Source organism: Gemmata algarum (assembly GCF_034097035.1).
In the GTDB taxonomy this organism is placed as follows: Bacteria; Planctomycetota; Planctomycetia; order Gemmatales; family Gemmataceae; genus Gemmata; species Gemmata algarum.
The window spans coordinates 89,591-111,680 of sequence record NZ_JAXBLV010000233.1; the positions used below are offsets into that span (position 1 = coordinate 89,591).

Genomic DNA, 22,090 nt, shown 5'->3' on the forward strand with positions numbered 1-22,090 from the left:
TCCCGACGGAGTGCCAGCGGCGCACCGTCGGGATCCCACCCGAATCAGAGCTTGCCCTTAAAGAATACTGCGCCAAGTGGCGGCAGGTGCAGCAGTACAGAGTACTTCTGTCCATGCATCGGAGAGAACTCGGCGTACACCGCGCCGGCGTTGCCCACGTTGCTGCCTCCGTACCCCGCGGCGTCGGTGTTCAGCACCTCGGTCCACGCGCCCGGCCCCGGCACGCCCACCCGGTACCCCAAGCGCGGGACCGGGGTGAAGTTGTAGGCCAGCACGATCACGTCATCGCCCCGCCCCTTGCGCATGCACACGATGACGCTGTTGGCCGAGTCGGTACAGTCGATCCACTCAAACCCGCCCGGCTGGTTGTCGAGCTCGTGAAGCGCCGGCTCGCTCGCGTAGAGCTTGTTCAGGTCCCGCACCACGGACTGCACGCCCTTGTGCGGCACGTGCTGGAGCAGGTGCCAGTCGATACTCTGGTCGTGCCGCCACTCCTGCCGCTGGGCGATCTCGCCGCCCATGAACAGGAGCTTCTTACCGGTCATGCCCCACTGGTACGCGAACAGCAGGCGCATTCCGGCGAACTTCTGCCACTCGTCGCCGGCCATCTTGTCCCAGAGCGGCCCCTTGCCCTGCACCACCTCGTCGTGGGACAGCGGCATCACGAAGCTCTCGTTGTACGCGTACAGCATCCGGAACGTGAGGTCGTTCTGGTGGTGCCTCCGGTGGATCGGGTCGAGCATGAAATACCGGAGCGTGTCGTGCATCCAGCCCATGTCCCACTTGTACCCGAACCCCAGCCCGCCGACGTATGTGGGGCGCGAAACCATCGGCCACGCGGTGCTCTCCTCCGCGTACGTTTGCACGTCCGGGAAGTGCCGGTACACCTCCTCGTTGAACCGCCGCAGGAAGTCCACCGCGTCGATGTTCTCGCGCCCGCCGTACCGGTTGGGCACCCACTCACCCTGCTTGCGCGAGTAATCCAGGTACAGCATCGACGCCACCGCGTCGACCCGCAGCCCGTCGATGTGGTACTTGTCCAGCCAGAACAGTGCGCTCGACAGCAGGAACGAGCGCACCTCGTGCCGGCTGTAGTTGAACACGTAGCTGCCCCAGTCCGGGTGGAACCCCTGCTTCGCGTCCGCGTGCTCATAGAGCGCGGTGCCGTCGAACCGCGCCAGCGCCCACGCGTCCGTGGCGAAGTGGCTCGGCACCCAGTCGAGGATCACCCCGATGCCGTGCCGGTGCAGGGTGTCGACCAGGAACATCAGGTCCTGCGGGGTGCCGTACCGGCTGGTGGCCGCGAAGTACCCGGTGGTCTGGTACCCCCATGATGCGAAGAACGGGTGCTCGGTGATCGGCAGCAGCTCGACGTGCGTGAACCCCAGGTCCGCGCAGTACTCCGCCAGCTTCGGGGCGACATCGCGGTAGTTGAGCGAGTGGTACGGCGGGTCCGCCTCGCGCATCCACGAGCCCAGGTGGACCTCATAAATGCTCACGGGCTTGTCGTGACCGCTCTTGTCCTTCCGCTTCGCCATCCACTCCGCGTCGTCCCACTTGTAGCCGAGATCCCAGGTGACGGCGGCGGCCTTCGGCGGGATCTCGCAGGTGAACGCGAACGGGTCCGTCTTCTCGGCGGCGAATCCGCCGGGCGCGGCGACGTGGTACTTGTAGCACGCGCCCCGCTTCACCCCCGGAACGAACCCGCCCCACACGCCCGAAGACCCGATCACCTTGAGCGGGTTGGCGCCCCGGTCCCACCCGTTAAAGTCGCCGATGACGCTGACGTAGTCCGCGTTGGGCGCCCACACCGCGAAGTGGTACCCGGCGGCGCCGCCCACGGTGGCGGGGTGCGAGCCGAGCTTCTCGTACAGCCGGATGTGACTCCCCTCGTTGAAGAGGTACACGTCCTGCGGGCCGAACCACTCGTACCCGGTGGTCGGTGTCGGGGTGGTCGCGGGAACGGGGGCTGGATCGGAGCCGAACGGGAGGAACTTGGGCGTCTCGTCGGCGTGGCTCATAGGTTCGCTCGGTCCGCGTGGGGTGACGGGAGATTAAAAGAAGAACTACCGGATTCGCGGCCGATTCGCCACCCGCCGGGCGCACATCACCGCAAAGAAGTAAGTTGCGGAGCAATGATTGTGCCGGAAGCCCAGGAGCGCGCGAACCCCATATGTCGCGGCGCGGGGCCGGACGGGGCACGCCCGAACGGCCTGCACCTAACAATCTTATATGTCTCAACCGATTGACTTTTGACAAACAAGCGGACGGAAGTGTCCGTCGTCCCCTAACCCGTCGGTACGTACCGAACGACGCGCTTGCAGCACCTGGCGACAACCGAATCAACACATCGATTTCGATGAAGACTCACTAAGGTAATGTGGCTCTCCGCGATTCTTGGGGACGTTCAGGTTTTCGCCCGTCCGAAGCGGTCCAACACGCGGAGCCGGAAGTTCTTGAAGTTGACCATGCCCCAGGCACGCCACAGGATGGAGCGTAGCCCGTGGTTGAACCCCTCGGTGCGACCGTTGCTGTTCCGGTTCCCAAAGTAGTTCGCGATCCGGCCCATCCAGTTCGTCAACGTCTTGCAGAACTTGTCTAACGACGATAGACCCAACTTCCGAACCTCGCGCATCCAGCCCTCCAACCGCTCCCGACCCTGCTCCACCGTGGTGATCGATCGATCCTCGAAGATCGCACGCAAGCCCTCCCGCTGGTCCCACAACGCACCCAGCATCGGGAACTCCTGCCGCAACCGGGCGAACGGTTCACGGTCCTCCTCACGCAGGTTCTCCGGGTTCGTCACCCACCACCGGCTCCCCTTCAGTCGGGTCTTGGCCGCCGCCGACAGCCCACGCTGCAACTCCCGGCGAGCCGCCGTCAGGCCGTCCTGGAAGTTCTTCATGACGTGGAACCGGTCGATGGTGATGGCGACGCTCTCCCCGAACGCCTCCCGGGCGGCCTCCACGTAGGCGTCCCACATGTCCGTCGTCACCTCCTCGACATGACTCAACACGCCCCGTTCCTTCTGCCTCCTGAGGTACCCCAACACCGTCCCCTTCTCACGCCTTTCCAGCACATCGAGCACGCACCCGTGATCGTGATCGACGATCACGGCGACGAACGGCCGGTGCCTTTTTTCAGAGACAGCTCGTCGATCCCGATGCGACGAATCGTCCCCGATGGTGCTTCCGCCGCTCGCTGTTGCTGCCGTTCGATGAACGCGTAATACCACCCCTCCAGAGTCTTCTCCGGGATTCCAAAGAACCGAGCCGCATTGGCCACGTCGCTGTGGCGGATCAACTCGGCGGCTCGCACCAGGAGTCGTTCGGTGGCGTGCGACCCTTCGGCCAGGAACGGGATCGGCGGAGTGAAGCACGGCCCGCAGTGTTGGCACTCGAACGGTCCGACACGGACGGTCAACTCGACGGCATGCGAACCAAGGGGCAAGTCGAGGATGTGATCCCGATTGCGTCGTTGCTTGATCGTGTCGCCGGTTCGTTGGCACTGGGGGCAGACGCCAATGGCGTGCTCGGGAACCACAGTGATGAAGTAGCGTTGGTGGGCCGTGTCCGGCTCCACGTGGACGACGGCGAACCCCGGTAATTGGACGAGGTCGGTCCAGACCTGGGAAACGCTCTCGCCGTTCATGGCGAGTCTCCGGAACTGTTAAGGGTGAACACGCGGCTGTGGTCAACTCGCTGAGAATACCCGTTGCTAATCGACCAAACCGCAAAAAACACTCTCACACCCCCAAGAATCGCGGAGAGCCGGTAATGTCTAACTCGTGGAGTTGATTTGTTTCAATTGTTAATATGTTTGCAATTGTTTTTGTGATAGCTGTGGGCCTCGCACCCGAGCCGCGTGACTCCTGCGTTGCTTCGTTCGTCCCCGGACCCTCTCCGCGGTGCCGGGCTTGCGCCTCAGCTCAATGCTCGGTTGGGGTGGGCTTGTATGAGGTACGATGGATGCCCGCGGTACTCGTCACGGTGTTGCAGGTGCATGATGCACTCTACGGTGAGGTGCCCGGGTTGGTGCGGTTGGCGCGAGACGGTGGTTGGGGCCGCTCTACACCACCATCGACGCAATGGGCGGTACGACGACCGAAACCATGTTCTGTGGACCGTAAGGCAGGTATGAGATCGGATCGGCGATCGTGTCTTTGTGACCGCGGACAAGACCGCTTTGTTCCAGATGCGCGATGCCGCTGGGTGCGAGCGAATCGACGGAGCGAGGGGCATTCTTCGAGACGAATTGGCGTGTACGCGTGACCGTAGTAGAGGGGAATTGCCGAGTCCGTGCCCCCTCGAACGGGCTGCGAAACGAACCAACGAAACCCGAAGAGGACTTGTGGACCTGCCGCTCGCTCACCCGCCCGTATGCAACTTCCGCCGGCCCCGATCGGATCAGCCTGTAGCCCGTTCTGTGTAGGACGGGCTCGTCCTACGCACTTTGTTCTTGAGGGGAGTAGGGGGAGCGGGGTGCCTCACGCCCGACCGCCGCAGGCGGCGCGTGAGGCACAGAGCGGTGGTCACTTCGCGTTGCGCTCGGCGGTGGGCTTGGTAGCCGCGGGGATGGGCGCGGCCTTCCGCGCGGCCGCCACGATCGGTTCCGGGTACACGCCGAAGACCAGCGTACCCCCGGCCAGCGCCACACTCGCCAAGAACGTCGGCACCGCGCGCGAACGGGTCGGGGTGCGGAGCGGCGTGCGGAGGTACATGACCCCGATCACCCGCAGGTAGTAGTAGGCCCCGATCGCAGAGTTGATCGCCGCGATCACCGCCATCACTTGATAGAGGTTCCGCATTACCGGCGTCCCGGTCGGGGCGCTGAACGCCCCGACGAACAACAGCAGCTTGCCCGCGAACCCAGCCGTCAGCGGTAGACCGATCAGGCTAAACAGGAAGACCGTCATCGCCGCCGCGGAGATCGGGTGTGACTGACCCGCGCCAGCCAAATCCTCGATCGCTTCCACCGGCCGGTCCGGGGGGCTCAGGAACAGGATCACGGCGAACGCGCCGATGGTCATCATCCCGTAAGCCGCGAGGTAGACGAGCACCGCATCAATCCCACCGACATCGGGCCGGCCGGCGGCGTCCGGGAGCGAACTGGCGATCACCAGACCCATCAGCATGTACCCGCCGTGCGCCACACTCGAATACGCCAGCATCCGGCGCACGTTGTCTTGCAACAGGGCGAGCACGTTCCCGACGCACATCGTCAGCGCGGCCAAGATCCAGAGAAGCAGCGGGAGTTGTGTGGCGGAGTCAAACGGCAGGTGCTTCACGTCGGCGCCGAGGAGTCCCAGCACGCGGGCCAGAGCGACGAACCCGGCGACCTTGGGGAAGAACGCGAGCTGGGCCACCACCCCGGCCGGCGCTCCCTCGTAAACGTCCGGGGCGTAGAAATGGAACGGCACCGCGGTGATCCGGAACCCGAACGCCGCGATCACCAGCACGATGCCCACCAGCGCCATCGGGTTGAGAGCGTCGGCGTGGGTCTTGGCCAGCGAGTCGGTGATGACGGTGAGGTTCGTGCTGCCGGTCAGCCCGTAGAGGTAGCTGAACCCGAACAGCATGAGCGCCGACGACATCACGCTGAGCAGAAAGTACTTCGCGGCGGCTTCCTGGTTCAGTTTGTTGCGTGCCGGCAGGTACAGGAGGACGTACGTCGGGATGGACAGCATCTCGAGCGCGAGGAACAGCGTGACGAGGTCGTTGGCCCGGGCCACCAGCGACACCCCGGCGCCGGCGACCAGCAGGCACCCGTAGTATTCGGAGGCGTTGGTGCGGTCCACTTCGCCCCACGACACGAACAGCAGCACGAACACGCTGATGAGGCTCAGCCACCGCACGAACGCCGCGGTGCCGTCCGGAACCAGCGGGGCCGCCGTGAGCAGTTCGGGCGCGGGTGCATCCAACACGCCCGCGAGCACCGCGGCCAGCACCACACCGATCAGCGACACCGTGAACCAGAGCCACCGGCGGTTGCAAAGGCACCCGAACAGGAACACGGCGCATGCGGTTGTGACGAGCGCGATCTCCGGCCACGCGAGCCGTAACACACCCGTAAGCGTCTGTTGCAGGAGCGGATCGGTCATTGGGGTTGCTGTCATGTCGGGTGTGACGAGCCGCGACCGGCTCCGGTTAGAACGCTGCCGCGAGCGCGCCGCCTTCGCTACCGCTACTCTTTACCGTCGGCCTTCTTATTGGCCGCCTTGGCTTTGTTGTTGACTTTGCCCTTTTCGTCACCCTTGTTCTGTCCACCCTTACTAAGGGGCTCGGGCGGCGCAACCGGTGCGGACACGTTCGCGGGCGGCAGCTCGTCCTCAACATACACGTAAGGCACGCCCTGCACGCGGGCGCGGGCCGCGTCGCCCACGATCGACAGCTTCCGGACATCCTGCTTCATCGTGTCCAGCACGGGCTGAGGCAGCAGGCCGAGCACGAGACACAGCGCGGCGAGGGATCCGAACGCGAAGAACTCGCGCCGACAAATATCGCCCGCGGGCGCCTCGGGTGCGACCGGCTCCGGCTCCTTCAGCGGGTTGAAAAACACCGCCCGGAGCATGGTGAACACGTACCACGCGCTGAGGAAGATGCCGGTCGCGGCGACGACCGCCAACGCGAGGCTCTTGAGCCCGGGGTTGCGGGCGTCGAACAGCCCGGCCAGCATCATCATCTCGCTGACGAAGTTGTTCAGCCCGGGCAGCCCGACACTAGCCAACGCCAGCGCGAAGAACAGGATTGCGAAGTTCGGGTAGCGGCCCATGAGGCCGCCGAACTTCGCGATGTCGGTGGTCCGGTACCGGTCCATCAGGAAGCCGAGCGAGGCGAACAGCGCCCCGGTACTCAGCCCGTGGTTCACCATGTGCAGCGCGGACCCGGCCAACCCCTCACGGTTGAACGCGAACAGCCCGAGCACCAGGAACCCGAGGTGCGAGACCGAACTGTAGGCGATGACCAGCTTCATGTCCTTGGACGCGTACGCGCACAATGCCGCGTAGACGATCCCGAAGGCCGCGAACCCGCCGATCACCGGCAACCCGTACTGGATCGCCGCGTCGGGCACGAGCGGCAGCACGAGCCGCAAGATGCCGAACGTCCCGAGCTTCGCCATCAGCGCCGACAGCAGCATGGTGACGCCGGTGGGCGCCTCGCCGTAGGCCGACGGGAGCCACGTGTGGAACGGCCAGATCGGCACCTTGACCATGAACCCGGCCATCAGCGCCAGGAACAGCCAGAACTGGGTCTGGTGCTTGGCGGCCAGCGCCGAGCCGTCGCCCGCGAGGGCCTTGAGGTGCGCCGCGTGCATCCCTTCCTGCACGTTCGCCATCAGTTTCGGAATGGAGAACGTGATGCTGCCGTCCTCGCTCGGGTTGGTCAGCACAACGCCGATCACACCCACCAGGGTCAGCAGGCTTCCAGCCAGGGTGTACAGGAAGAACTTGCGGGCGGCGTCGCGGCGGGCCGAGGTCACCCCCCAGTTGCCGATGAGGAAGAAGGACGGGATCAGCGTGAGTTCAAAGAAGACGTAAAAGAGCACCACGTCGAACGACAGGAACGCGCCGATGACGCCGGCCTGGAGCACGAACAGCCACCCGTAGAACGCACCCGGGCGCTGCTGCACCGACTCCCACGACACCAGGATGACCGGCACCAGCATGACGCTGGCGAGTGCGACCAGCCACAGGTTCAGTCCGTCAACGCCGAGGTACAACTGCACGTTCGGCCCCGACTCGCCCCGGGGCGTCGGTTTGCTCGACAGGCTCAGCACCGTCCAGGTGGTGCGGCCGTCGGAACCGTCCCCGGCGTAACCGGCCGAGTCGCCGGGAACGAACTCGGGGCTGAAGTGCAACGAACCGATGTCACCGGCGACCCGTCGGTCGTTGTTTCGCTCGGCGAGCCATATGCCCGCGTAAATCACGACGGCCCCGGTCACCCCGAGGTGCAGCAGCGCCAGGATCAGAGCGGCGCGGCGCGCGACCCGACCGAACGCCGGAACCACCACTGCCGACACGAGCGGCAGCAGGACCAGTAGCAGGACCAGCACGCGAATGACGGCGTATTCAGACATCAGTCTTTAGTGCGGGGTGCGGGCCGTGGGACGCGGAGCGAAAACCAAAAACGATTCTTCAACTCCGCGTCCCACGGCCCGCACCCCGCACTTCCTAGCGGGTGATTCGGAACACGACAAACGTCAGAAACACGGCCACGCCCAGGGCCATCGACAGCGCGTAGAACTGCACCAGGCCGTTCTGGATCGGGCGCACCAAGTGCCCGAGGAACTGCGGGATCGTGGCAATCAGCCGCGTCAGGGCGTCGAGGAACCCGTCGAACACCCGGGCCAGGAACGCCAGCACGTTGGACGGGGCGACCAGCACCGCCCCGTACAGCTCGTCTACGTATAACTTGTCGCGGGACGCCTTGAACACCCCGCTCATCCCGAACGGCACCTTGTCGGCGCCGCCGTTGCGGTACAGCACGAACGCAAGGCCGATGCCACTCAGAGCCAGAGCGGCACTGAGGCCCGCCATGAGCCAGTTGAAGTGGTGCGGCACCTCCTTCGCCGGCGCCAGCCCGCGCGAAGAGGCAATGGCCTGCGTGCCGCCCACGAAGTCGCTGAACCAGTGGGTGAACGGTTCGACCACCGCACCCACCGCCAGCGCGCCAACGGCCAGCACGATCAGCGGGATCGTCATCGACGGCGGCGACTCGTGCGCGTGGTGGCCGGCCTCGTGCGGGATCTTCTCCGGCCCCCAGAACGTCAGGAAGTACGCTCGGAAGGTGTAGAAGGCGGTGAGGAACGCCGTGGTACACGCCACTAGGAATAGGGCGAAGTAGCCGGCGGTGTAACGGCTCTCGGTCTCGCTCGCCTCCAGCAGCGATTCGAGAATCAGGTCCTTGCTCCAGAAGCCCGACAGGAGCGGCACCCCGGCCAACGCCGCGGCGCCGCACAGGAACGTCAGGTGCGTGGTCGGCATCACCTTGCGGAGGCCGCCGAACTGGCGCACGTCGATTACGCCGCCCATCCCGTGCATCACGCTCCCGGCCGCCAGGAACAGCAGGGCCTTGAAGAACGCGTGGGTAAACAGGTGGAACATCGCGGCCACGACCGCGAACTTCGGGTCGATTGTGCCGCTCGTGCCCAACGCAAGGAACAGGAACCCGAGCTGGCTGACGGTCGAATACGCCAGCACCCGTTTCAGGTCGGTTTGGGCGAGCGCGATGAAGGCGGCCAGAATCGCCGTGATCCCACCGATCCACGACACGACGATCTGCGCGTCTGGGGCCATCGCGAACAGCGGCGAGCATCGCGCCAGTAGGTAGACGCCTGCGGTCACCATCGTGGCCGCGTGAATGAGCGCGGACACCGGCGTTGGACCTTCCATCGCGTCCGGCAGCCACACGTACAGCGGGAACTGGGCGCTCTTGCCGACCGCGCCGCAGAACAGCAGCAGGCAGGCCGTCGTGAGCTGCCACTGCTCCGGGGGGTGGTGCTGAATGTGATCGAACAGCAGGCTCAGGTCGGTGTTCCACCCGCCGAGCTTCCACAACAGGAAGATGCCCAGCAGGAAGCCCGTGTCCCCGATGCGCGTGACCAGGAACGCCTTGCGGGCGGCGGTCGCGGCGCTCGGCTTCTCGAAGTAGTAGCCCACGAGGAGGTAGGAGCAGAGCCCCACGCCCTCCCAGAACGCCACGAGCAGCAGGAAGTTGTTCGCGAGCACCAGCCCGCACATGCTGAACACGAACAGCGACATCACCGCGAAGAATCGGGCGAACCCGCCGTCGCCGTGCATGTACCCGCTCGCGAACAGCGCGATCCACGTGGCGATGAAGGTGATCATCGACAGCATCATCGCCGAAAGCGGGTCGACGGCCAGCGTGAACCGGACGTTCAGGTGCCCGGCCGCGAACCACGTCAGCGGCTCGGACACGGTCACGCCGGTGCCGCTGTCCATCACCTTCATGAGGAGGACCAGCGCGGTCACCGCGGCGCTGCCGCACGCCAGGATCAGCGGGACGTGAGCGAACCTCTTGAGCGGCGTGTACGCCAGCAGGGCGGCCAGCAGGCTCGCCGACAGCGGGAGCGCGAGAACGATGAGGGCGAGGGTGATCGGCTCAGACACGGGCCACCTCCTCCGCGGTCGGCTTGGGGCGGGCGCCCGCGGGGGTGAGCGTCGGGTCCGGCTCTTCGACCGGACGAACGAGCGGGTCGGCGTCCATCGCCAGCGGCGTGCCGAGTTCACGCAGGTCTTGCAGGTCCGTCGCGTCGAGCGACCGCTGCCGGCGCCACAGGCTGACGAAGAGGGCCAGCGCGATCCCGGCCTCGCACGCGGCGACCGCCAGGATGAACATCACGAACACCTGACCGTCGAGGTTCCCGTGGTACCGGGCGAACGCGACGAAGTTGATCGCCACGCCCTGTAGCATCATTTCTGCGCACAGGAACATGGTGATGAGGTTCCGCCGGGTGAGGAACCCGACCAGACCGATGCCGAATAGGGCCGCCGCAACGGCCAGGAAGTGCCAGAGCGTGATGGTCACTGCGCGCCCCCTTTCCGGTGGGTGATCGCGACCGCGCCGATGACCGCGACCAGCAGCAGTGTGCCGGCCAGCTCGACGGCTAAAAGATGTTGCGAGTACAACACGAACCCCAGGTTGCGGACGTTGCCGGCCGGTAGGTCGGCGGACCCGCGGAGCAACAGGACCTCTTCGCGGAGCTTCCGGACCGCGGCCTTGGCGCCGTCCCTCGTGTCCGGGGTCGCACCGGCACTCATGAGCCGCTCGACCTCGCCGAGCGTGCCGGCACTCGTCTTGCGCACCGCGCCCGCTCGCGTCAGAGCCGCGCGGGCTTGCTGATCTTCTCGCACCAGTGTGGTTCCGGTGCCGACGGGACCGTGGAGCGGCGGCTCGAGCCGTTCGCGGATCGAGCCGCTTTCGACCTGTCCCGCTTCGTCCGCCACTGCGCCGCTACGGGCGGGCACCCCGGCGCCGATTTTGACGCCGCCCACGACCGGGACCAAGCTGTCGTTTTTGATCGACCGGTACGCCTTCTCGAACTCCTCGGTCCGCTTGTCGCGTTCGGTTGCTGTGGTCAGGTCGCCGTCGAAGATCCGCTCGGCTTCTTCCAGCCGCGCGGCGGCCTCGCCCAGTGCCCGGTGTTCCTCGGCGGTGACCACCTGTGCCAGCAGCCGCGCGTGCGGGGCCGACTCGTCCTCGCCGGGCTTCGGCCCCTGGCTGGTTTGGTACAGGGTGAACAGCACCAGCCCGACGAACGCGAACCCGGCGAAGCTGCCGTACAGCGGCTCGCGGGTGCGGTCGTTCTCGTTCGACGTGCCGGCCTGCGACAGCATCAGCACGAACAGGAACGTCACGATGATCGCGCCGGCGTAGATGATGACGGTCGCCGCCATCAGGAAGGGCGCGGCCAGGAGCAGGAACAGGCCGCACACGCTGAGGATCACGAACGCGAACGCGATCGCCCCGCGGGCCGGGTTCTTCTGCACGACGAGGACCGTGCCGAACAGCAGCGCCCCGGCCGAGAACAGCCAGAACAGCGCGGTGCCGATCACGTCCGGCATCGGGCGGCCGAACGTGGTGACGAGCCACGCGACCAGCACCGCCGCGGCGCCGATGAGGGCCGCGATGCCGCCGGGTACGAACCGACCCCGCGGCCGCGGCAGCAGGAGGTAGAACCCGACGACACCGAGCAGCGCGGCGAGGGCCAGTTGCCCGCCGGCTTGCTGCGTCGAACTGAGCGCGAGCAGGTTCATGCGTAGTTCGTGATGGGTGTCACAAGCGTAACGACGATGGTATATGAGGCCGGGACCGATTTCGGTAACCGCGAAATCCGAACCGGGCGGTCACGCGCTCCGGTTCCGGCCACCCGGTTCCGACTTTCGCGGTCGCGTCAGGCGGGCGGGGCCTCGCTCGCCGGGCCGAGCTTGCCCGACTGCGTCCGCACCGGGTCGGTGCCCGCCTTCGTGGTGGCGTCGAACACGCTGAGCAGCTTCTCCTTGTCGAACACCATCTGCTCGCGGCTCAGCCCGGTCAGGTCGTAGAGCGTGGTCAGCTCGATCGCGTCCACGGGGCACGCTTCCTCGCACATCCCGCAGTAGATGCAGCGCAGCTCGTCGATGACGAAGGTCTCGGGGTACTTCTCGCGGCCGTCCTTCTGCCACTCGGTCGGGGCCGGGGCGGCCACGATGTCGATGCAGTGGGCCGGGCACGCGGTGGCGCACATGTAGCACGCCACGCACTTGACGCGGCCCGCGGCGTCGCGGTTGAGCCGGTGGACGCCGCGGTAGTTCGGCGTCAGCTTCGGCTCCTGCTCGGGGTACTGCTCGGTGATCTTGGGCTTCACCATGTGCCCGAGCGTCGTCTTCAGCCCGGCGACGAGCGCGGGTATGTAGAGCTGCTCCCACAGCCCGAGCTTGGCCTCTTCGACCCACGTCACGTCGTTCTCGGCGAGCGGCATAAGGCACCGTGTCCTGACACCCCGCCGCTTGACAGGCGGGGGCGATTCGGGGCGACGAGCGGGTCAGCGCCCGGCATAAGTGACGCCCGCGGGCAGCCCCGGCGGCAGCTTCACGACTTTCCGCTTCGGGTTGGTGACGGTGCCGCTGGTCCGGGCGCCCAGCACGCCGGCGCCAAAGAACAGCACCACGTTCACGCCCGTGAGCACCAGCAGCGGCCACCCGAACTGCTTCACAAAGATTACCGCCAGCAGGTTCAGGAGGGCGAGCGGGATCATGACCTTCCACGCGAGGTTCATGAGCTGGTCGAACCGGAAGCGGGGGATGGTCCACCGCACGAACTGGGCGAACACGCACAGCGCGACCATTTTGCTCACGAGGATGAGCAGCTTCAGCACCGCGGTGACGATCACGTTCGAGGAGACCGCTTCGAGCCCGAAGAAGCTCCACCCGCCGAGGAACAGCACCGCCACCATGAAGCTGCCGGTGACGAGGTGGACGTACTCCGTCAGCAGCATGAGGCCCAGCTTGAGCGAGCTGTACTCGGTGTGGTAGCCGCCGACCAGTTCCTGTTCGGCTTCGGGGAGGTCGAACGGCAACCGGCTGCTCTCCGCGTAGCCGCTGGCGAGGAACAGCAGGAGCGCGAGCGGCTGGAACAGCACCAGCCACCAGTTGTTCCCGATCGAGAGCGACGCGGCGAGCTGGCCCAGCACCGCGTCCCCGCTGCTCGCGCCGGCCTGCCAGGCGATGATCTTTTCGGGGTTGAGCGAGCCCACGATCAGGAACACGCCGAGGACCGACATGCCGAGCGGGATCTCGTAGCTCACGATCTGTGCGGAGCTGCGCAGCGCGCCGAGGAGCGAGTACTTGTTGTTCGCGCTCCACCCGGCCAGGATCACGCCGTACACCGCCAGCGACCCGAGCGCGAAGATGTACAGCACGCCGATATCCAGGCCCGGCGCGATCGCGAAGTTGAGGCTCTCCTGGTACGCCTTCTGTTGGCCCTCGAACGTCGCCACGGCGCCGGGGCCGGCCACGACCGCGTCCGGCGGCGGGGTGGTCTGGCCGAACGGCACGACCGCCAGCGCCAGCAGCGCCGTGCCGACCGCGACCGCCGGGGCGAGCAGGTAGAAGACCTTATCGACGTGGTCGGGGATGACCTCTTCCTTCAGGAAGAACTTCCCGCCGTCGGCGAGCGGCTGGAGCAGCCCCCCGGGGCCGACTCGGTTCGGCCCGACGCGGTCCTGCATCCAGGCGGAGATCTTGCGCTCGCCGAGCGTGAGGTACCCGCACACGCCCAGCACGCCGCCGATGAGGCCGACGATCAGGATCGCGGTGATGACAAGGGGGTCGAGGGTCGGCATGGTGTCTCGGTCTTGGCGAGCGGGGGCGTCAGCCCCCCGAGTTCTCGTTTACGAACACGCGGTCGTCGGGCCACGAAGGTCGTGTGAAACCGGTCGGCGTCGCGGGCTTACGCCCCGCGCTCGCCAGCGACTTCCAGCGCCAGCCGCGTTTCCGGGGCCAGCGCCCCGAAGAACGGCACCGCCTTCGCAAGTTCCTTGCGCACCGCGTCGGGCTGCACCAGCCCGCGCCGCCCCAGCAGGTCGAAGGCGAGCTGGAGCTCCGTTCGCGCTTCGACCGGCGGCTTCGCGGCCCGCGGGAAGGTCTGCACGTAGTTCGCGTGGTTCACGAACGTGCCGTCCTTCTCGAACCCGGTCGTCGCGGGCAGGATGTACTTCGCCGAGGCGGTCACCACCGTCGGCAGGAGGTCCTGCGCGACCAGCAGCGCGGGCACCTTCCAGCCGGTCGGCACGAGCGCGTCGAGGTGTGACTTATCGGGATAGCCGCCGCAGAACCACATCGCCGCGAGACTTTCGCCCGCAACGGTCGCGAACGGGATGACGGCGCCCTGGAGCTGCTTCAGCACCTCTTCGACGCCGCGGCGGTTCGGGGCCTTCTCCGCGCGGATGGTGAACTTGACGGGTTCAACGGATTCGCCGCGCACGTTCTTGGGGTACTTGTCGTCCTCGCCCACCACGGGGACCGGCCCGAGCGCCAGCCGCACGTCCGGGGCGAGCGATTTGAAATAGCTGCCGAACAGGAACGCCTCTTCCGCGGTCAGGAACGGCGACAGGACCGCGACGACGCCCTTCGGGGAGGCCTTCGCGGCGTCGGCGAACTCCTGCTTGATCTGCGGCAGGAGGGCGCTCCAAGGCACCGGCTTGAACTTCCCCTCCACCTTCGCCACGGGGCGCACGAACCGCTCGCCGCTGTTGGCGTGGTGGTATCCGTACCGCCCCTCGTCGCAGATGAAGTGCCCCTGCGCCTCGGGGTTGTGCCGCGCGCGGACGCGGTACACGATGTCCTTGTTCGTGTCGTTGTAGGTGCTGCACCCGGTCGAGCAGCGGTTGCAGACTCCGTCGGTGGTCTTGAGGTACCACACCCGCTGCTTGTAGAGGAAGTCCTTGCTGCCGAGCGCGCCGACGGGGCACAGGTCCACGACGTTCCCGGCGAGCTTGTTCTCCAGCGGCCGGCCGGGGAACACGTCGATCTCCTCGTGGTGCCCGCGGCCGACCACCTGGAGCTCCGACGTGCCGGAGATCTCGCGGGTGAACCGCACGCACCGGGTGCAGAGGATGCACCGGTCGGTGAACAGGGTGATCTTGCTGGACAGGTGCGGCTTGTTCGGCGGCGCGTTCTTCACGTCCACCATGCGCGACTCGGACCGCCCGTACTTGAACGAGAAGTCCTGCAGCTTGCACTCGCCCGCCTTGTCGCACACCGGGCAGTCGAGCGGGTGGTTCAGCAGCAGCCCTTCGAGCGTGTCCGCCTGCGACTTCTTGGCCCGCTCGCCGGGCGCCGCGGCCTTCGTGTAGTTCGGGTCGTAGGGCAGCACGGGCAGCGCCCGGTCGCGCTTGTCGTACTCGCCCGTGACGATGACGGTCCCGTCCTTCACGGGCGTCTGGCACCCGGGAACGACCTTGGGCTGCATCGTGACCTTGCCGTCCTTCAGGTCGCCGACCTCGACGAGGCACATGCGGCACGACGCGACGACGGACAGCGCCTCGTGCCAGCAGTAGTGCGGCACGAACACGCCGGCCAGCTCCGCCGCCTGCACGCAGTTGAGCCGCTTGGCGCCGATCTCGACCGGCTTGTCGTTGACGTAGACCGTCGGCATCTCGTAAGCCCAGAGGACAGAGGTCAGAGATCCGAGATCAGTGAGACGAGAGACCGGGCGGTTCGCCGCCCCCCGATGTCCGTCCCCTGACCCCTTGCCTGTTATTTCCCGAGCCGCTGCTTTAACTCGTCGGCGGTGAGCCGTTCGACCCCGTTCTGGCTGACCACCAGCCCACCCTTGAGGTACGCGTTGGCCTCGAACGCCCACACGCTCTCTCGCTCCCGGGTGCCGGTCAGGACGATGGCCCCGTCCTTCACCAGCGCCGCCGTCGGCGCTCGCGCCGCCACCAGCGCCTCGTAGATCTCGGCCCCGGACGGCATCTTTCCGCTCGCGAGGGACGCGGTGTCGATGAACAACTGGAGGTCACGCATGTCGGCCATCGCGACCACCCGCTTCGCGGCTCCGAGGGGTGTGTTGCCGGCCGGGGCGAGGGCCGGCACCGCGTTTCCCGCCGCTGGCATCGGCTGGGGCTTTGCCGGGGCCGGGTTCGCACCACCTCCTGGAGCGGGTGGGGCGACCGGTGGCGTCATCGGTTGCGTCGCACCCGACTGGCCCACTTGCGCCCCGTCCGTCGGTGGCTGAGCGCCGCCAGCGGGTGCCCCCACGTTCCAGGGCTGCTTCCCGCCGCTCGTCGTGCCGTCAACTGGGAGCTGATCCCTTTTCGGCCGTCCCCGTTCGTCCTTCAGCCAGTTCGGCTCGTCCTTCGTGTCCGGTTTTTCGGCCACGGTCGGAGTTGCGGGGGCCGGTTTGACGCCGACCTCGTCGCGTGCCGGTCCCGTGTCTCGCGCGCCCCGCTTGCACCCCAGAAGAAGGAGCAAGCAGGCACCCACCGTCAGGATTCGCGGACGCATGGCGACACCTCGCGGGTCGGTGCTGGATGCCGCTACACGGCGACACGAACAGCACGAAACCGATCAGTACCACGAGACCACCGCACCCATCCAAAACGATCCGCGCCGGCTGCTCCCGACGGCTCAGTGCGCCCCGGCCATCGTGAGCGACTTCGCGTACTTGCTCTTCGCGCCGCTCTTGATCGCGGCCTCGAACTCCGCGCGGAACTTGCGGATCGCCGTCTTCACCGGCCACCCGGCCCCGTCGGACAGCCCGCAGATGGTCGTCCCGGGCATGATCCCGATCCGGTCCGCGACGTCAACAAGAATGTCGAGGTCTTCTTTGCGGCCGAGCCCGCGGCGGAGGCGGTCGGTGATCTTGAGCATCCACCCGGTGCCCTCGCGGCACGGGGTGCACTGCCCGCAGCTCTCGTGGCTGAAGAACTGGCACACGTTGTGGAGCACATCGACCATGCTGGTCTGGTCGTCGATCACGGTGACGGCCGCGGTGCCCAACCCGAGGCACTGCACACGTCCGGGGCCGTTGAAGTCCAGCGGGATATCGTACTCGGTCTTGCCGTCCTCGCCCTTGAGCGGCGCGTTCACGTCCACGAAGCCCATCGACAGGCCGCCGGGGTTGACCGCCTTCGCCTTACGGCCCTTCCACACGCCGCCGCCGTGCTTCTCGACGAGGTCGCGGATCGTGATGCCCATCGGAACCTCGACGCAGACCGGCTTCTCGACGTGCCCGGCCAGCGTGTAGAGCTTCGGGCCGTAGCTGCCGGCGTCGCGCGGGTTCTTCGGGTCGGGCGGCACGCCGAGCGACTGGAACCACTCCTTGCCGCGCTTCATGATCTGCGTCACGCACGCAAGCGTTTCGACGTTGTTCACGATCGTCGGCTTGCGGAACGCGCCCTCGATCGCGGGGAAGGGGGGCTTGATGCGGGGCCAGGCCCGCTTGCCCTCCAGCGACTCGATGAGGCCCGTTTCCTCGCCGCAGATGTACGCCCCGGCGCCGCGGTGCAGGACGATGTCGAGGTCGAAGCTGCTGCCGAAGATCCCCTTGCCGAGGAACCCGGCGGCGTACAGCTCTTCAACGGCCGCGGCGAGCGAGCGGTAAGAGTCGCCGTACTCGTACCGGACGTAGTAGAACGCCTTCGGGGACTTGATCGCGTAGCACGCGAGCATGATCCCTTCGAGCACCTGATGAGGGTCCTTCTCCATCAGGATGCGGTTGTTGTACGTGCAGGGCTCGGACTCGTCGGCGTTGACGCACAGGTAAACCGGGCCGGGGTGGTCCTTCGGGAGGAAGGTCCACTTGAGGCCGGTCGGGAAGCCCGCGCCGCCGCGGCCGCGGAGCCCGGCGTCCTTCACCTGCGTGGTGACATCGAGCGGCTGCTTGTCCTTCAGCACCCGCGCGATGGTCTCGTAGCCGCCGTCGGCGCGGTACCCCTCCAGCTTGCCGCTGTTGGGCTTGTTGATCCGCGCGAGGAGTACGGGTTCGTATGGCATGGCTTACTTCAGCTTCAGTTCGGTGATGAGCTGGTCGGCCTTCTCGGGCGTCACGTTCATCGCGTGAACGTCTTCGATGAGGCACGCCGGGGCGCCGTCGCAGGCGCCGATGCACTCGGCGAACTCCAGCGTGATCTTCCCGTCGGTGGTGGTCTGCCCGCAGTGAACGCCGAGCTTGTGCTCGCAGTGCTCGATCAGCTCGTACGCGCCGCGGAGCATGCACGCCAGCCCGCGACACACCCACAGCCGCGTGGTGCCGAGCTTCTCCCCCTCGCCCTTGAAGAAGGCGTAGAAGGTCATCGTGTCGTGCACCTCCGACGGGTGCAGCTCGAGGATCTCGGCGATCTCGACGATGGCCTCGTTCGACACGGTGCGCAGCTCGTCGTGGACGAGGTGCAGCGCCGGCAGAGTCACCGCCTGCTTGCGCGGGTACTTCGGGATGAACGCCTTGATCTTCTCGCGAAGCTCAGGACTCAAAGCCGGCATGTCGCGCTCCAACGTTCACCAAGCAAAGGAGAGCCGTGGCCACAAAAAAGCACAAAGGGCACAAAAGGAAGACAGCAGAGCAACACAGAAGATCGGATCTCAATCAATTCTGTTCGTGGTTTTCTTTTGTGCGCTTTGTGCTTTTTTGTGGCCAATCAGTCTTATCTGTCCAGTTCCGCGGCAATGATGTTCAGACTGCCGAGGACCGCGGGCACGTCGGAAATCTGGTGCCCCTCCATCATCATCGGGAACACCGCGAAGTGGATGAAGGACGGCGGCCGGGTCCGCGCCCGGAACGCCTTCCCGCTCCCGTCCGCGACGAGGTAGAACCCGAGTTCGCCGTTGGCGGTCTCGTTGGCCCCGTACACCTCTTCCACCGGCGTCTCCCACCGGCGGTTCCACATGAAGAGCTCGAAGTGCTGGATCAGCCCCTCGATGCTGCGGTAGGTCGCGTTCTTGTCCGGGATCGTGAGCTTGTCGTTCAGGTCCACGTTCACCGGGCCGCTCGGGAGGTTCTCCACGGCGGCGTTGATGATCTTCCAGGACTCCAGCATCTCGCCCATGCGGACGAGGTAGCGGTTGTAGCAGTCGCCGCCCTTGCCGCACACGATCTTGAACGCGCCGGACAGCTCTTTGTACGCGAGGTACGGCTCGTCCTTGCGGAGGTCGCGGACCACGCCGCTGGCGCGAGCCACCGGGCCGCTGCAACTGGTGTTGATCGCCTCTTCCTTCGACAGCACGCCGATGCCCTTGGTGCGGTCGATGAAGATCCGGTTCCGGTTCAGCAGCCGGCAGATGTCGGCGTGGACCTTGGGGAACGTCTTCACGAAGTCGCGGATCAGGGCCACCACGTCGTCGTTGACGTCGGCCATGAGCCCGCCGACGCGGCAGTAGCTCGGGTGGAACCGCTGCCCGGAGGCAGCTTCCATGATGTTGTACACCTTCTCGCGGGCGTTGAAGGCGTACAGGAACCCGGTCAGCGCCCCAAGATCGAGCGCCGCGGCGCCGACGCAGAGCAGGTGGTCGCTGATGCGGGCCAGCTCCGCGAGGATGGTGCGGAGGTACTTGCACCGCGGGGTGAGTTCGATGCCGATTAGCTTTTCGACCGTCGTGAACCACGCGCATTCGTTGGCGAACGGCGAGATGTAGTTCATCCGGTCGACGATTGTCACGTACTGGTTGAAGTCGAGGTCTTCGCCCAGCTTCTCGAACCCGCTGTGCAGGTACCCGATGTCGGGGACGGCCTTGACGATCGTTTCGCCGTCGAGGGTGAGGATGAGCCGCAGTGTGGTGTGCGTCGCGGGGTGTTGCGGGCCGAAGTTCAGGGTATAGAGGAACTCCTGGTCCGCGCCAGCGATGTCTTCCACGGGAACAGCGGCTTCGAGCGGCATCGACGCGACTCCGAATGAGCAACCAGTGGCCGGCTAGAATCCCACCTTCAAGAATGCGTACAGCCCCAATCCGGCGGCGATGCCGAACCCGACGAGGGCACCGCCGAGGGGCGTCAACTTCGAGTTCTGACTGTCGTATACCGCCCGCCCGTCACCGGTTTCGATCGGTATCATCATCCGTTGGATGGGCAGTACCGCAAACCCGAGCGATGACGGAAGTACCCCCACACCGAACGCGAGCAACACCGGGTACACCACACCCTCTGTGCGGAGCGAGTGCGCGTTGTACAGGAGGATTGCGGCGCCCAGAGCGAGGCCGACCGCACCACCCGCCCTCGGACTCAGCGCCATCGCCATCCCTCAACTGTCGGCCCGCGTGACGGTGGGGAAGTTGTGCCGCTCGCCGTACCCGCGGAGCGGGTAGTCCTTGCGGAGCGGGTGCCCGGTGTACTCTGACGGCATCAGGATGCGGCGGTGGTCCGGGTGCCCGGGGAAGCGCACGCCGTACATGTCGTACACCTCGCGCTCCATCCAATCGGCCCCCTTCCAGAGTTCTACCACCGAAGGTAGCTCGGGTTCGGGATCGTTGGCGAACGCCTTCACCCACACCCGCTCGCCGGTGGCGAGGTTCGTGAGTCCGTACACCACGCAGTAGCGGTCGGTCGCGCCGGCGTAGCCGAGGTAATCGACCCCGCCGATATCGGTCAGGAAGTCGAACCCGCACTCCTCTTTCAGGCACTTCAGCAGCGCGAACAGCACCTTCGGCGCCTGCTCCGCATCGACCAGCACCCGCTGGTTGTCGCGGAACGACGACATGGTGAACGCCCCGGCGAACTTCGCGTTAAGTGTGTCGAGGTAGGGCATGTCTTCTTCACTGGAGCGCGGGCCTCTGGCCCGCTGGTGGCACCCAAGATCTCGCTCCGACGTTCTATCGAAGCGCTCCGCGCCGCACGCCAAAGGGGGCCAGAGGCCCGCGCTCCGGCGCAATCAGTTTACGGTCGGCAGCGACCGCAGCCGCGTGGCCGTGTTGTAGTCGCCGGGGGTGATGATCGCCTCTTCCGCGCCCAACTCGCGGGCCAGGGCGGTCGGCCCCTCGTAGGCCGCACGCGCGGCGAACTCGCGCGCGTCGATCGTTCCCGTTTTCTGGATCTTCTCTTGTAGGTCGAGCACCGCGCGGATCAGTTGCTCGGGCCGGGGCGGGCACCCGGGCACGTACACGTCAACCGGGATGAACCGGTCGATGCCCTGGACGACCGCGTAGGTGTCGAACACCCCGCCGCTCGACGCGCACGCGCCCATCGAGATGCACCACTTCGGTTCCGGCATCTGGAGCCAGATGCGCTGCATCACCGGCACCATCTTCATCGCCACCCGGCCGGCCACGATCATCACGTCGCACTGCCGCGGGGAGAACCGCATCGCCTCGGAGCCGAACCGGGCGATGTCGTACCGGCTGGAGGCAGTCGCCATCAATTCGATGCCGCAGCACGCGGTCGCGAACGGCATCGGCCACAGGCTGTGCTTCCGCGCCATGTTGGCGAGGTAGTCGAGCGGCGCGATCATGAAGTCCGGCAGCATGTTCGTCAGCGCCACTGGAACACCCCCTTCTTCCAGGCGTAGGCGTAAGCGATCACGAACGTTGCGAGGAACACCATGATTTCGACGAACACGATGGTTCCGAACACGGTGCGCCAAGTCTGGTCCCCGCCCTCGCCGAAGGCGATGACCGCCCAGGGGTAGAGGAACAGGAGTTCCACGTCGAACACCAGGAACAGGATCGCGATCAGGTAGAACTTCACGTCAAACTGCATCCGGGCCGACCCGATCGGGTCCATGCCCGACTCGTAAGGCATCTGCTTGATTTTGGTCGGCTTGCGCGGCTTGAACGGGAACAAGTGGGTGGCCGCGACAGCGCTCAAGCCGAAAAGGATGCAGACCGCGGCGTAAATGAGCACAGGGTAGTAAGCGACCAGATCGAACGCCGGTTCGATGCCGCCGGGCGTTTGAACGGGGGTGACCGGCATCGCGCGTGTCCCCTTTCTGTCGTGATCGGTCGAGAAGAGCGAGTCTGCTTCGCGGGTATTCTACCGCGCCTTGTGAGGGATTTCACAAGGACAGGCAAAAAACAACCTCGACAGACGGTCGAGGCGTGCGTTTTAGGCCTAGTGATCCTACGGAGGCAGGTTGAGGCGTCAAGAAAAGTGTGCCAACGCTC

General features: G+C 66.2%; 19 protein-coding genes. All 19 read right to left on the reverse strand.

Annotated features, from left to right (window positions below):
• Positions 1-44: 44 nt before the first annotated feature.
• Positions 45-2,021, reverse strand: a complete 1,977-nt coding sequence (gene glgB, locus R5W23_RS29200) for a 1,4-alpha-glucan branching protein GlgB (RefSeq protein WP_320689429.1) — start codon at positions 2,019-2,021, stop codon at positions 45-47.
• Between the two features lie 386 nt (positions 2,022-2,407).
• Positions 2,408-3,115: an ISL3 family transposase gene (locus R5W23_RS29205; RefSeq protein WP_320689430.1), complete on the reverse strand. Its 708-nt coding sequence runs from the start codon at positions 3,113-3,115 to the stop codon at positions 2,408-2,410.
• Positions 3,112-3,651, reverse strand: a complete 540-nt coding sequence (locus R5W23_RS29210) for a helix-turn-helix domain-containing protein (protein ID WP_320689431.1) — start codon at positions 3,649-3,651, stop codon at positions 3,112-3,114. Before R5W23_RS29210 ends, R5W23_RS29205 begins: the two co-directional genes overlap by 4 nt.
• An 880-nt stretch (positions 3,652-4,531) precedes the next feature.
• Positions 4,532-6,100, reverse strand: a complete 1,569-nt coding sequence (locus R5W23_RS29215) for an NADH-quinone oxidoreductase subunit N (RefSeq protein ID WP_320689432.1) — start codon at positions 6,098-6,100, stop codon at positions 4,532-4,534.
• A gap of 83 nt (positions 6,101-6,183) precedes the next feature.
• A complete protein-coding gene (locus R5W23_RS29220; RefSeq protein ID WP_320689433.1) occupies positions 6,184-8,076 on the reverse strand; it encodes a complex I subunit 4 family protein in 1,893 nt (630 codons plus the stop codon).
• 94 nt (positions 8,077-8,170) lie between these two features.
• Positions 8,171-10,129, reverse strand: coding sequence for an NADH-quinone oxidoreductase subunit L (gene nuoL, locus R5W23_RS29225; RefSeq protein ID WP_320689434.1), 1,959 nt, complete (start codon positions 10,127-10,129; stop codon positions 8,171-8,173).
• Positions 10,122-10,547: an NADH-quinone oxidoreductase subunit NuoK gene (gene nuoK, locus R5W23_RS29230; protein WP_320689435.1), complete on the reverse strand. Its 426-nt coding sequence runs from the start codon at positions 10,545-10,547 to the stop codon at positions 10,122-10,124. Before nuoK ends, nuoL begins: the two co-directional genes overlap by 8 nt.
• Positions 10,544-11,776: an NADH-quinone oxidoreductase subunit J family protein gene (locus R5W23_RS29235; protein ID WP_320689436.1), complete on the reverse strand. Its 1,233-nt coding sequence runs from the start codon at positions 11,774-11,776 to the stop codon at positions 10,544-10,546. The genes nuoK and R5W23_RS29235 overlap by 4 nt, the downstream gene beginning before the upstream one ends.
• 137 nt (positions 11,777-11,913) lie before the next feature.
• A complete protein-coding gene (locus R5W23_RS29240) occupies positions 11,914-12,480 on the reverse strand; it encodes a NuoI/complex I 23 kDa subunit family protein (protein ID WP_320689437.1) in 567 nt (188 codons plus the stop codon).
• 63 nt (positions 12,481-12,543) lie between these two features.
• Positions 12,544-13,842, reverse strand: coding sequence for a complex I subunit 1/NuoH family protein (locus tag R5W23_RS29245; protein ID WP_261187410.1), 1,299 nt, complete (start codon positions 13,840-13,842; stop codon positions 12,544-12,546).
• Positions 13,843-13,949: 107 nt separating this feature from the next.
• A complete protein-coding gene (locus tag R5W23_RS29250; protein WP_320689438.1) occupies positions 13,950-15,656 on the reverse strand; it encodes a molybdopterin-dependent oxidoreductase in 1,707 nt (568 codons plus the stop codon).
• 101 nt (positions 15,657-15,757) lie between these two features.
• Positions 15,758-16,507: a hypothetical protein gene (locus R5W23_RS29255; RefSeq protein ID WP_320689439.1), complete on the reverse strand. Its 750-nt coding sequence runs from the start codon at positions 16,505-16,507 to the stop codon at positions 15,758-15,760.
• Positions 16,508-16,630: 123 nt separating this feature from the next.
• The gene (gene nuoF, locus R5W23_RS29260; RefSeq protein ID WP_320689440.1) at positions 16,631-17,998 is read right to left on the reverse strand and encodes an NADH-quinone oxidoreductase subunit NuoF; all 1,368 of its coding nucleotides are present in this window, start codon (positions 17,996-17,998) and stop codon (positions 16,631-16,633) included.
• Positions 17,999-18,001: 3 nt separating this feature from the next.
• Positions 18,002-18,484 (reverse strand): NADH-quinone oxidoreductase subunit NuoE family protein, encoded by a 483-nt coding sequence (locus R5W23_RS29265; protein ID WP_320689441.1) that lies wholly within the window; start codon positions 18,482-18,484, stop codon positions 18,002-18,004.
• 161 nt (positions 18,485-18,645) lie between these two features.
• Positions 18,646-19,875: an NADH-quinone oxidoreductase subunit D gene (locus R5W23_RS29270; protein ID WP_320689442.1), complete on the reverse strand. Its 1,230-nt coding sequence runs from the start codon at positions 19,873-19,875 to the stop codon at positions 18,646-18,648.
• Between the two features lie 33 nt (positions 19,876-19,908).
• Positions 19,909-20,226: a hypothetical protein gene (locus R5W23_RS29275; RefSeq protein ID WP_320689443.1), complete on the reverse strand. Its 318-nt coding sequence runs from the start codon at positions 20,224-20,226 to the stop codon at positions 19,909-19,911.
• Positions 20,227-20,235: 9 nt separating this feature from the next.
• A complete protein-coding gene (locus tag R5W23_RS29280) occupies positions 20,236-20,739 on the reverse strand; it encodes an NADH-quinone oxidoreductase subunit C (protein ID WP_320689444.1) in 504 nt (167 codons plus the stop codon).
• A gap of 123 nt (positions 20,740-20,862) precedes the next feature.
• Positions 20,863-21,468, reverse strand: a complete 606-nt coding sequence (locus tag R5W23_RS29285) for an NADH-quinone oxidoreductase subunit B (RefSeq protein WP_320681368.1) — start codon at positions 21,466-21,468, stop codon at positions 20,863-20,865.
• Positions 21,459-21,899 (reverse strand): NADH-quinone oxidoreductase subunit A, encoded by a 441-nt coding sequence (locus R5W23_RS29290; RefSeq protein ID WP_010040340.1) that lies wholly within the window; start codon positions 21,897-21,899, stop codon positions 21,459-21,461. The genes R5W23_RS29285 and R5W23_RS29290 overlap by 10 nt, the downstream gene beginning before the upstream one ends.
• Between the last annotated feature and the right edge of the window lie 191 nt (positions 21,900-22,090).

Excerpts from the sequence above, each read along its gene's own strand:
- glgB (WP_320689429.1), bottom strand. The coding sequence starts at position 2,021 with ATGAGCCACGCCGACGAGACGCCCAAGTTCCTCCCGTTCGGCTCCGAT.
- R5W23_RS29210 (WP_320689431.1), bottom strand. The coding sequence starts at position 3,651 with ATGAACGGCGAGAGCGTTTCCCAGGTCTGGACCGACCTCGTCCAATTA.
- R5W23_RS29215 (WP_320689432.1), bottom strand. The coding sequence starts at position 6,100 with ATGACCGATCCGCTCCTGCAACAGACGCTTACGGGTGTGTTACGGCTC.
- R5W23_RS29220 (WP_320689433.1), bottom strand. The coding sequence starts at position 8,076 with ATGTCTGAATACGCCGTCATTCGCGTGCTGGTCCTGCTACTGGTCCTG.
- R5W23_RS29235 (WP_320689436.1), bottom strand. The coding sequence starts at position 11,776 with ATGAACCTGCTCGCGCTCAGTTCGACGCAGCAAGCCGGCGGGCAACTG.
- R5W23_RS29240 (WP_320689437.1), bottom strand. The coding sequence starts at position 12,480 with ATGCCGCTCGCCGAGAACGACGTGACGTGGGTCGAAGAGGCCAAGCTC.
- R5W23_RS29245 (WP_261187410.1), bottom strand. The coding sequence starts at position 13,842 with ATGCCGACCCTCGACCCCCTTGTCATCACCGCGATCCTGATCGTCGGC.
- R5W23_RS29250 (WP_320689438.1), bottom strand. The coding sequence starts at position 15,656 with ATGCCGACGGTCTACGTCAACGACAAGCCGGTCGAGATCGGCGCCAAG.
- R5W23_RS29255 (WP_320689439.1), bottom strand. The coding sequence starts at position 16,507 with ATGCGTCCGCGAATCCTGACGGTGGGTGCCTGCTTGCTCCTTCTTCTG.
- nuoF (WP_320689440.1), bottom strand. The coding sequence starts at position 17,998 with ATGCCATACGAACCCGTACTCCTCGCGCGGATCAACAAGCCCAACAGC.
- R5W23_RS29265 (WP_320689441.1), bottom strand. The coding sequence starts at position 18,484 with ATGCCGGCTTTGAGTCCTGAGCTTCGCGAGAAGATCAAGGCGTTCATC.
- R5W23_RS29270 (WP_320689442.1), bottom strand. The coding sequence starts at position 19,875 with ATGCCGCTCGAAGCCGCTGTTCCCGTGGAAGACATCGCTGGCGCGGAC.
- R5W23_RS29275 (WP_320689443.1), bottom strand. The coding sequence starts at position 20,226 with ATGGCGCTGAGTCCGAGGGCGGGTGGTGCGGTCGGCCTCGCTCTGGGC.
- R5W23_RS29280 (WP_320689444.1), bottom strand. The coding sequence starts at position 20,739 with ATGCCCTACCTCGACACACTTAACGCGAAGTTCGCCGGGGCGTTCACC.
- R5W23_RS29290 (WP_010040340.1), bottom strand. The coding sequence starts at position 21,899 with ATGCCGGTCACCCCCGTTCAAACGCCCGGCGGCATCGAACCGGCGTTC.